8 protein-coding genes are annotated in these 11,241 nt (G+C 42.2%); all 8 read right to left on the bottom strand.

The annotated features are described in order from the left end of the window. Nucleotides 1–10 precede the first annotated feature (10 nt). A complete protein-coding gene (locus MP622_RS05950) occupies nt 11–538 on the bottom strand; it encodes a molybdenum cofactor biosynthesis protein MoaE (protein ID WP_243792986.1) in 528 nt (175 codons plus the stop codon). Nucleotides 539–543: 5 nt separating this feature from the next. Continuing rightward, a complete protein-coding gene (locus MP622_RS05945; protein WP_243792984.1) occupies nt 544–807 on the bottom strand; it encodes a MoaD/ThiS family protein in 264 nt (87 codons plus the stop codon). Nucleotide 808: 1 nt separating this feature from the next. Continuing rightward, on the bottom strand, nt 809–1,819 hold the full coding sequence (moaA, locus tag MP622_RS05940) for a GTP 3',8-cyclase MoaA (protein WP_243792983.1): 1,011 nt from the start codon (nt 1,817–1,819) through the stop codon (nt 809–811). A 128-nt stretch (nt 1,820–1,947) separates the two neighbouring features. Next, nucleotides 1,948–2,559, bottom strand: a complete 612-nt coding sequence (locus MP622_RS05935) for an NTP transferase domain-containing protein (RefSeq protein ID WP_243792982.1) — start codon at nt 2,557–2,559, stop codon at nt 1,948–1,950. After that, nucleotides 2,556–5,336: a nitrate reductase gene (locus MP622_RS05930; protein WP_243792981.1), complete on the bottom strand. Its 2,781-nt coding sequence runs from the start codon at nt 5,334–5,336 to the stop codon at nt 2,556–2,558. Before MP622_RS05930 ends, MP622_RS05935 begins: the two co-directional genes overlap by 4 nt. A gap of 60 nt (nt 5,337–5,396) precedes the next feature. After that, nucleotides 5,397–7,016, bottom strand: a complete 1,620-nt coding sequence (gene nirD / locus MP622_RS05925; protein ID WP_243792980.1) for a nitrite reductase small subunit NirD — start codon at nt 7,014–7,016, stop codon at nt 5,397–5,399. 14 nt (nt 7,017–7,030) lie between these two features. Beyond that, nucleotides 7,031–9,577 (bottom strand): nitrite reductase large subunit NirB, encoded by a 2,547-nt coding sequence (gene nirB / locus MP622_RS05920; protein WP_243792979.1) that lies wholly within the window; start codon nt 9,575–9,577, stop codon nt 7,031–7,033. 25 nt (nt 9,578–9,602) lie between these two features. Next, complete coding sequence (locus MP622_RS05915) at nt 9,603–10,943, bottom strand: MFS transporter (RefSeq protein ID WP_243792977.1); 1,341 nt, start codon at nt 10,941–10,943, stop codon at nt 9,603–9,605. Nucleotides 10,944–11,241: the final 298 nt, after the last annotated feature.

Here is an 11,241-nt window from a genome sequence, read left to right as displayed (position 1 = left end):
TTGCTAAATATTAAATGGCTGCCGTTGCTGTGTGATGGTGTGAACATGATTCATGATGAGCATGTGACTGAACAGGCGTTGTAATGGCAACATAATCCTGATCTTTACGGATACAGCAACCTTCTACATATTGGCTCGAACCATCTGTATAAAACTCTTCTTTCCAGACAGGCACTTCATGCTTAACCCGTTCTACGGCTTCTTCACAGGCTTGGAAGGCTTCTCGACGATGTGCGGCATAAGCCATGGCAATAATTGCAGTATCGCCAATATCTAAAGCACCAATGCGATGAACCACCCGAACATAGGACACTTGATATTTGGCTTGAATTTCTTGCTCAATGGCGCGAATCATTTTTTCAGCAACAGGAGCATAAGCAGTATATTTCAACGCTTTGACCGCTTTACCTTCATGGTGATTACGTACCGTCCCGACAAAGATGCCAATGCCACCACATTCAGGAAAATGTTGAATACCATCAAAATCACTTTGCGTTAATGCGGTGGTTTGAACTCGTGGGAAATTCTTCAGGCTCATCAGACTTAACCTCCTGCTACTGGCGATAACAATATGAGGGTCATTTGATTTTTAATGATGAAATGACGCGGGATAATGTCTTCACCGATTGCACAGGCACAGCGCTCAATCAAGGTTTTAGCTTCAGGATAAAGTGACATGACTTGGCTTAAGGCTGCCCCGATATCACTATTGGGCGGGCTGTAAATCACAAGGTTTGCAGGCAATAATTTTTCAACTGCACCATAAGCTTCAATTTTAATTTGGATGGTTGAATTTGATTGCAACATATTAACCTCCGATCATATGCATACTAATTTTTCTATAGGTTTGCTGTGCCTGAATGGCATGAAACCCCGCTTTTTTGTTCCAGATATAAGATTCAAGTTTCTGCTGTAACAGATTTGCATTTTGTTTCGTCTGAAGTTGCTCAATTTCAGTTTTAAGCGCTAGTCCTTGTGTGGCAAATAGGCAGTTATAAAACTCACCTTGTGCGGTCAACCTTAGACGATCACATTCACCACAAAAAGCATGGGTAATGGTGGAGATAATGCCGATTTGATGCCCATCGACCCAATACTGTCTTGCTGGACTTCTGGACTGCTCTTGGATGGCTTGAACATTAAATTTCGATGCAAGCGTATCCAGTATCTGCTGTTCACTGACCACATGTTCAGCGTTCCAATGTCCATCCCCATCCAAAGGCATAAATTCAATAAACCGTAGTGGAATAGCGAGGTCTTTTGCCCATTGCACCAAGGGAATAATTTGGTCTTCATTTTTCCCTTGTATCAGTACGCTATTGATTTTAATAGGTAAACCGACATCTAAAGCAGCCTGAATGCCTTCCAATACAGTTTGAAGTTGTTTTTGGGTAAGCTGAAAGAACTGTGTTGCATCTAAACTATCTAAACTGACATTTATACTGTCTAGCCCTGCACGTTTTAAATCTTGCGCATATTTTTTTAAGTAGTGACCATTGCTGGTCATCGAAATTTGTTTCAGTCCGATTTTTTTCAGCTTTTGCAGTTCCGCAACAAAATGCACAACCCCTTGACGCATTAAAGGTTCCCCACCCGTAATGCGGATATGCTCAATCCCGTTTTGCACCATAAACTGGCAAAACTGAAACAATGCCTCAAAGCTTAAAATCTGATGTTTCTTCATCCACTCAGGATGTTCAGGCATGCAATAGACGCACTTAAAATTACAGCGATCGGTCACTGAAATTCTGAGTTTACGCTTGCTGCGACCAAATTGATCTATAAATGCAGCACGGGTTTCTACCATAGATACTGTCATGCATGTTATTCCATGTGGAAATGACCCATTGCACAAGGATTGTGCTTATTAACTGATTGCACTTTCATTGTGCTCATAGCTATAAATGACTCAGCAATAAGTGTTCCAACTTTGTGCTATCTCTGGATTTAATTAAGAAATTTTAATTGTTGGTACTGTTGTAGTTCATCGAGTGAGTTAATACTGTGAAAAAATAGATTTTTATGACTAAACCGTGCAACTTGAGGGTGCATTTCAGCAAAACACTTTTTTAAACTGAACTGTTTTAGTTCAATGTCTCGATTTAATTTTTCCAACGCGCTACGTTTTAACAAACAGAAGGGATACAGTGCACGTCCATTTAATTCGACATAAGCCACTTCAGCCTGTGTGTTTTTTACCAGTACAGCATGAAGTTTCTCAAGCACACGAGATGGAATGTAGGTGACATCACAAGGAATAAATAGAACATAGTCCGATGGGACATTTGTCCACGCGCTTTTCATGCCCATCAGTGGACCTAAAAACCCAGATTCCTCATCTTGATAATAGGCAATACTTGGCACTAAGGCGCGGTAAAGTGAATAGTCTCGATGGCTATTCACCCAAATAGAATTCACCTTCTGTTTTAGGGTTTGATGAATTTTTAAAAGCTGGATTTGATCATCAAAAGTTTGTAAAAGTTTATTCATTCCGTTCATACGTCGTGCTTGTCCTCCTGCAAGAATGACAAGATCAGTGGCAGGATAAGCTTTAATCATTCCACATCCTCCGTTTGACAGGCTTTAATTAAGCCGCGAATTTCAGGTAAGCAAGAACCACAATTGCCTCCTGCCTTTAAGCAAGCTGTAACTTGCTTTTCATTGCTGATGTTTTTCTCTTTAATAGTTTCAATAATTCGATTTTTACCCACTTTAAAGCAACTACACACCAATGGGCCTTCATTGTTGTTCATCGAAATAGGTTGACCCGCCAATAACGCTTTACGGTGCATGGCACTTAATCGCTCACGCTTAAATAATCCTGCAACCCAGTCTCGGTCTGGCAGTAAACCACGTGGGGCAATATATAAACTGGCAATCAAAATGCCATCTTTTAAGACGATGCTATGACTGATTTGTGCCGAATGATCGTCAACATTTAACCATTCAAAACTTTCATCTTGAAACGGTAAAAGTTCTTTTAAATGTTTGGTAATATCATCGTATTTACGGCGATCTGCCAGTTCATAACGAACAGCTTTGGCAGTGGTCACTTTGGTCCACCACACACAGGTTTCTATAGAAGCCTTGACCATAGCGGCGTACTCATTGCGAGCATAAAATACGCCCTGCCATTGAGTATAAAATGGTTGCAGCATCACGGGTGTGTGCTTAAATTCTGGCTCACCTGAAATAGCATCCACCACAGGATTGACCACTCGACCAATGCGGGCATCTGAAGCGACTTGATCGTTCCAATGGATGGGGGCAAAAACTTGCCCACGACGGATGCCTTGAGAAATAGCAGTTTTTAAAACACAGCGTCCCCAAGTCGATGAAACTTCGACCAAGTCCCCTTCTTTCAAACCATATTTCAAAGCATCCTGCGCATGAATCTCACAAAATGGTTCTGCGCGATGTGTACTTAAGTTAGCCGATAATCCTGTTCGACTCATGGTATGCCACTGATCACGAATACGACCAGTGTTCAAAGCTAGAGGATATTCACTGGTACAGGCATTTACAGGAGCAATGTTTTCAACAGCAATAAATTTGGCTTTACCATCAGGATGGCTAAATTGCCCATTGGCATAGATATGTCGTACCGTTTCAATGGCTTGCTGTTTATCCCATACTGGCCACTGAATGGGGTTGAGATCATCGTATTCTTGTAAGGTTAAGCCTGTTAAACCTTGTAAATTAAAATAACGAAAGCTCTTTGATTCATCACGTTGTGCTAAGGGGACATTTTCACTGGCTGAAAGTTGTGCATGCTCGTTAAATATTTCGCTGACATTTTCAAAATTAAAACCAGAAAATCCCATTCTTTTTGCCACTTGCGAAACTGTCCACCAGTCTGCTTTGGCCGTTCCCGGTGCATCTAAAAATGCCCGTTGTCTGGAAATACGTCGCTCAGAATTAGTCACCGTGCCATCTTTTTCCCCCCAACCTAAAGCAGGCAGTAAAACATCGGCAAATGCTGTCGTGTCGGTGTTCTGGCAAATATCTGAAACCACCACAAAAGGACATTTTTCTAAGGCACGTTTGACCTGATCTGCATTGGGTAAACTCACCACAGGATTGGTGGCCATAATCCAAAGTGCTTTAATTTTGCCACTTTCAACGGCTTCAAATAAATCAACAGCTTTTAATCCAGCAGATTTAGCAATGACAGGACTTTGCCAAAAGTTTTGTACCAATTGCTGATGTTGAGGGTTATCAATATCTAAATGAGCTGCCAACATATTGGCTAAACCACCTACTTCACGTCCACCCATCGCATTTGGCTGACCTGTCATTGAAAATGGTGCCGCACCAATCTTGCCAATTTTTCCACTGTATAAATGGCAATTGGTAATTGCATTGGCTTTATTCACACCTTGTGAAGACTGATTGACCCCCATTGAAAATAGGGTCATTACTCGTTCAGTCTGTGTAAATTTGGCATAAAATTGTTGTAATTTCTCTAGTGTAATTCCCGTTTGTTTTGCGACATCTTCTGGATTTTGTTCTGCTTGGCTACTGAGCAAAGCAGCTTCAATACCTTGCGTATTTGCATCAATAAAGGCTTGATCTGCACATCCATTTTGATGCAAATACTGCAGGAGTCCATTAAATAGTGCAATATCTTGCCCTGGTAAAATTGGCAAATGTAAATCGGCTTGTTCACAAGTACTGGTAAAACGTGGATCAATCACAACTACAAAAATATCGCGTTCGGCTTTGGCTTGCATAATCCGTTGATACAATACGGGATGACACCATGCCGTATTTGAACCTACCAAAACCACCATATCGGTTTGTTCGAAATCTTGGTAACTAGCAGGAACAATGTCTTCACCAAAAGCCCGTTTATGTGCGGCCACAGCAGACGACATACAGAGGCGAGAATTGGTATCAATATTGGCTGTACCTAAGTAGCCTTTTACGAATTTATTCACCACATAGTAATCTTCGGTCAGTAATTGCCCCGATACATAAAATGCGATGCTTTCAGCCCCATATTGCTCTATACAGCTTTGGAATTGCTGCGCAATTTGATCGAGTGCAGTATCCCAAGTTGTCATCTTTTGCTGTGTATTTCTTCCGAGCATTGGCTGCAATAAACGTGTTTCTAAGCCAAGGGTATCCGCCAAATTACTGCCTTTAATACACAATTTTCCATAGTTAGAGGGATGTGATGCATCCCCCTCTACACTCACAACTTGACCTTGCGCCGTATGTTTAACATGTGCGATTACACCACAACCCACACCACAGTACGGACAGGTGGTTTTTGTGCTCGCTGTAACTGGAGCTGTTGAGTTTTGGAGTTCCACAAATGGAATACTGGTCATACGGTGCTCCCTATTCTTACTTTTAAAACCATGGCAGCAAAAAATGATGCGTGATCTGAATTAACCTACTTTTTTTAATGCAAAATCCCGACCAAAAAGCAGCTTATTGCGAATATTGGAAATTGGGGTTTGATCTGCAATCAGTTCGGCATACCAAGCACCATCTTCTGTATCTCCGAACAAGACGGCTCCAATAACTTTGTCTTGTTGAATGATGATGCGTTTATAAATTTGACGTTTTTCATCATTTAAAATAATGTCTTCAAAATCATCTTTAGGCTCAAAATTCCCTGCCGAAAACACATCGACACCACTGACTTTTAATTGGGTCGGAACCGTTGGAGCTTTAAAGGTCAGACTGCCATGCTCTGCCAAGTGACTCGCGCAAATAAAAGCCTGTCCCCATAAAGGCTCGACTAAACCAAAGGTCTGACTGCGATGTTCAATACATTCACCCACTGCATAAATACTCGGGTCAAAAGTTTGCATGGTGTCATTGACCATGACGCCACGGTTGGTTCTGAGTCCTGCGCTTTGTGCCAAACTGATATTTGGTCTAATGCCGACAGCAAAGACCACCAAATCTGCATCTAACACGCTGCCATCTTTTAAACGTACTTGGCGGACTTGACCATCTGTACCCACTAGCTCTTCAGTATTGGCTTCAGTAATAATTCGAATCCCTTTTTGCTCAATACTATGACGAAGCATTTGACTGGCACGATCATCCAGTTGACGTTCCATAATCCGATTCATTAAATGTAAAACGGTGACATTCATACCACGGCGTTTTAAGCCATAAGCAGCTTCTAAACCGAGTAACCCACCACCAATCACCACAGCATTACGTTTGTTTTCACAATATTCCAACATGATATTGACATCATAAATATCACGGAAACTCACGACACCTTTTAGGTCTGCACCTTTTACTGGCGGCACAAAAGGCTTAGACCCTGTGGCTAAAATGAGTCGGTCATAATCCACCACAATGCCTTTTTGCGTATGTACTTGTTTACGTGGTCGATCTATTTTCACGGCAGGATCATCTGCAATAAAACGCATACCTTTGTCGTGATACCACGCATGTGGGTGCAACATAATGTCTTCAACCGTTTTTTCACCTGATAACACTGGCGACAGCATAATGCGGTTATAGTTTCCCCAAGGTTCCTCACCAATCACGGTAATTTCATAACGATCGGGTGCCATATCCAACAAATCTTCAAGACAGCGCATACCTGCCAAACCATTTCCAACCAAAACCAACTTCATTTTTTCTGAAGAAGGTCCATTATTGGTGATATAGGTTTTTTGCGCTGTTGGACTCACCCAAACACGACCATCCTGAATTTTGGTTGGGAACACCAGTAGTTTTTGATCTTTATTTTCTAAGCAACGACCAGTCGCTAAACTAAAATGCTGCTTATAAATGGGCGATGCAATGACACGTTCACCTTGTAAGTCGCCAATAATACCGCGGCTCATGACATTGGCTTGGCTAAATGGGTCTTTATTGCTCAGTGCATAAACGCGTTTTTCTGTACCGACACGGAACAACGCAATCGCTTGCCCTTCAACCAAAGCCCCTACGCCCGTATTCGGGGTGATGTCATTTAAATCACAGACCTCAACCCAGTTTTGATCTGGAAGCATATTTTTATCATTTAAAATAGTCATTTACGTTCTCCTTATTATGCTTCAACCATTGGAATACGGTCTTCAGCGCGTTCTGCGCTGTTTAATGGGCGAATTTGTCCGCGTTCTTGAGTAAATTGAATATGCGGATCAGCTTGCTGTTCAGCATTGGCATTGATATAGGTTTGGAAACGTTTACGAATTTCAGGATTTTCAACCGCAGTACGCCATTCATCTTGATAAGTCCCAACAATGTGCTGCATACGGCGTTCAAGTTCTGTGGCTAAACCCAGTGAATCCTCAATAATCACGGATTTGAGATAATCCAAACCACCTTCCATGTTGTCGCGCCATACGCTGGTACGTTGTAAACGATCTGCGGTTTGAATGTAGAACATAAAGAAACGGTCGATATAACGAATTAGGGTTTCGGTATCCAAGTCAGATGCGATCAGTTCTGCATGGCGTGGTTTCATGCCACCATTACCACAGACATAGAGATTCCAACCTTTTTCAGTGGCAATCACACCGACATCTTTACCTTGCGCTTCTGCACACTCACGGGTACAGCCAGAAACTGCCATTTTTAATTTATGTGGGGAGCGTAAACCTTTGTAGCGGTTTTCAAGGAAAATGGCTAAACCGACTGAATCATCCACACCATAACGGCACCATGTACTGCCGACACAAGATTTAACCGTACGTAATGATTTGCCGTATGCATGGCCAGACTCAAAACCTGCGGCATTCAACTCTTCCCAAATCAACGGCAGTTGATGCACTTGCGCGCCAAACATATCAACACGTTGTCCGCCTGTGATTTTGGTGTACAGGTTGTATTTTTTTGCAATTTGACCTACAGCAATTAAGCCATCTGGTGTGACTTCACCGCCAGCCATACGTGGTACAACCGAGTAAGAACCATCTTTTTGGATGTTTCCTAAATAGTAGTCGTTACTGTCTTGTAAACCTGCATGACTTGGTTCAAGTACGAAATCATTCCAGCAAGAGGCCAAAATGTTTGCAGCCGTTGGTTTGCAAATATCACAACCTAAACCATGCCCATGCTGGTGAATCAGGTCATCGAAGGTTTTAATTTCATTCACACGAACCAAGTGATAGAGCTCTTGGCGGGAGTATGGGAAGTGTTCACAAATATGGTTATTAACTGTAACCCCTTGGCGTTGTAACTCCGCCTTTAAAACTTGAGTTACTAAAGGAGCACACCCCCCGCAAGCCGTCGCAGCTTTGGTACATTTCTTTAACGCACCCAAAGAGGTCGATCCGTCACTAATGGCTTGACAAATATCGGCTTTCGACACGTTATTACATGAACATATTGTGGCACTGTCTGGCAGTAAATCGACACCGCTGCCGCCTGCTTTAGCGCCTGAGTCGGTAAACCCTGGCATGATGAGACTTTCTGGAACTTCAGGTAACGCCAGACCATTTAACATCATTTGTAGCAAGTCGCTATATTCTTTGGCATCACCCACCAATACAGCACCCAAAAGTTTGGTTTTTTCTGCATTGACCACGATTTTTTTATACACCAATGCATCTTCATCGGCATAGAAATAGCTCAATGAATTTGGAGTCATGGCATGTGCATCACCAACTGATGCGACATCTACACCCATTAACTTCAATTTGGTGCTCATGTCTGCGCCAGCGAAAATGTTGCATTCTTGCTGCATCACATGCTTGGCCGCAATACGTGCCATGTCATAGCCTGGTGCGACTAAGCCAAAAATTTTATTGTTCCAAAGTGCACACTCACCAATGGCATAAATATCTTCATGACTGGTTTGGCAATAATCATTAATGACGATACCGCCACGTTCACCAATGGCTAAACCGCTTGAGCGTGCCAGTTCATCGCGTGGGCGAATACCTGCTGAAAATAAGACGATATCGGTTTCAAGTTCAGAACCATCACCAAATTTCATTACATGAACTGCGGATGAGCCATCTTCAATACATTGTGTGGCTTTTTGGGTATGAACTTTGACCCCGATGTTTTCAATTTTAGTACGGAGTACTTTGCCGCCTAAATCATCAATTTGCACCGCCATTAAGCGTGGCGCAAACTCCACCACATGTGTTTCTAAGTTCAGGTCACGGAGTGCTTTTGCTGCTTCAAGTCCTAATAAGCCACCGCCAATCACCACCCCTGTTTTTGCATTTAAACTTGCAGCTTTAATCGCATCTAAGTCTTCGATGGTACGGTAAACAAAACAGTTTTGACGTTCATTACCCGGAATTGGCGGTACAAAAGCATAGGAACCTGTTGCTAAAATTAATTTGTCATAACTTAATGTTTCACTATGATTGGTGGTTACCAATTTATTTTCTGGATCAATTGCAGTGGCTTTGGTATTTAAACGCAGGTCGATGCCATAGGCATCGGCAAAGTCTGCACGTGCAAGTGATAAATCTTTGGCACTTTTACCAGAAAAGTATTCGGTTAAATGCACACGGTCATACGCTAAACGTGGTTCTTCTGCCAAAATGGTAATTTCTACTTCGTCACCTGCCTGCTCAAGTACACTCTCAATGAACTTGTGCCCGACCATACCGTGACCAATCATAAGTAGTTTCATATTCTTTCTCCTTAAATTTTTTTACTTATGCCATGTTGTTACGATCAAGCACGGCTTGTTCAAATAGACGTTGTTCTTTCTCTTTGTGTTCGACCGAAAAGCGAATCATGAGCACAAAACTTGCTGCTATCACCACCAGTCCACCCAGAACCATGAGGCAAGTTTGAATATCTAAGACACCTTTGAGTAAGAAACCTGCTGCAACCGCACCCACATTGCCACCCGCACCGATAATGCCTGCAACACCTCCTAAGGCATCACGATCAATAAATGGCACCAATGCATAGGTTGCGCCGCAAGCCATGTGGGTAAACAAAGCAAATACTGTCATAGTTAAAATGGCCAATATCGCAGTATTCATTTGTGAGAATACTATTAGGAACAGACCTTCCATCAAAATCATGCAGAACAAGACTTTAGTACGACCATCCAAGCCTTTTTTAGTTGCAACTTTGTCCGAAATAATGCCACCCAGAGCACGAGCAAACAGTGCCAAGAGTCCAAAAATACCCGCAGCCAAACCTGCTTCTTTTAGTCCAAAGCCAAAGTTTTCCACGTAGTACATGGCGACAATGTTATGAATAAAAATTTCGATACCAAAGCATGCGGCATAAGAGCCAAATAGAATCCAGACACGATAGTTACGGGCTGCGTGCATTAAGATGTTTAAGCCACCTTTTTTCTCGCTACCAACTTGAATGCCTTGAGCGCGTAATTCTTTAAAGTTGCCTTGCGGACAATCTTGTGTGTATTTCCAGTACAGTCCGCCCACAATCAGCATCATGATGCCAGGAACAAGCAAGGCAATACGCCAACCCATAGCTTGTTCTACACCGAACATCACTAAAGCTGAAAGTAGAAGTGGCATTAAGGCTTGAGTGGCACCACCACCTGCATTTCCCCAACCCGCAGTAGTGGCATTTGCAGTCCCGACAACATTCGGGGCAAACATAATGCTGGTATGGTATTGAGTGATGACGAAACTTGCGCCAATTGCACCGATGAGCAATCTAAAGAACAGAAAAGATTCATAACTGTTGGCCGATGCAACACCAAATACAGGAATGCTGCCAAGAATAAGTAATGCAGTATAAGTTTTGCGTGGACCGTATTTGTCACACAGTGGACCAACAATCAAGCGAACCAAAATCGTAATTGCAACGGCTGCAATATTAATGTTCGCAATTTGATCTTTAGTCAGATGGAATTCGCCTGCAATCACAGGCATGAGTGGTGCACAGGCAAACCATGCAAAAAAACAGACAAAAAAGGCGAGCCAACTCATGTGGAAGGCCCGCATCGCTGAAGTCTTAAAATTAAAAAGACTTATTGTTGTGGCTTTTTTCTCATATAAATTTGAAGACATAACCCTCTCCTTCCTGAACTGAACGTATATAAATTCCCACTCGGCAGAGTGATCTGCTTTACAGGTCGATCAGAACGGACATCGTTGGCCGTCTTGCAAATTTTTAAGAGTCGTCTTTGACTCATAAGGGATAATGCAATTGCTATGCCAATATTAATACCATTAACTTAAGATACTGTTTTATTGAAATAAATTTATAAATAACTATGTTTTCTTATATTGAAGCTGAAATTATGTTCAATCTCAAGTATTGGATAATTACTAGAAAAACATCGGAATTTGAGCTTCTGCCACTAAA

This window comes from Acinetobacter sp. PK01, assembly GCF_022819285.1.
Taxonomy (GTDB): domain Bacteria; phylum Pseudomonadota; class Gammaproteobacteria; order Pseudomonadales; family Moraxellaceae; genus Acinetobacter; species Acinetobacter tandoii.
The sequence above is the reverse complement of the archived record's forward strand: the minus strand, read 5'-3'. Positions and strand labels throughout refer to the sequence as shown.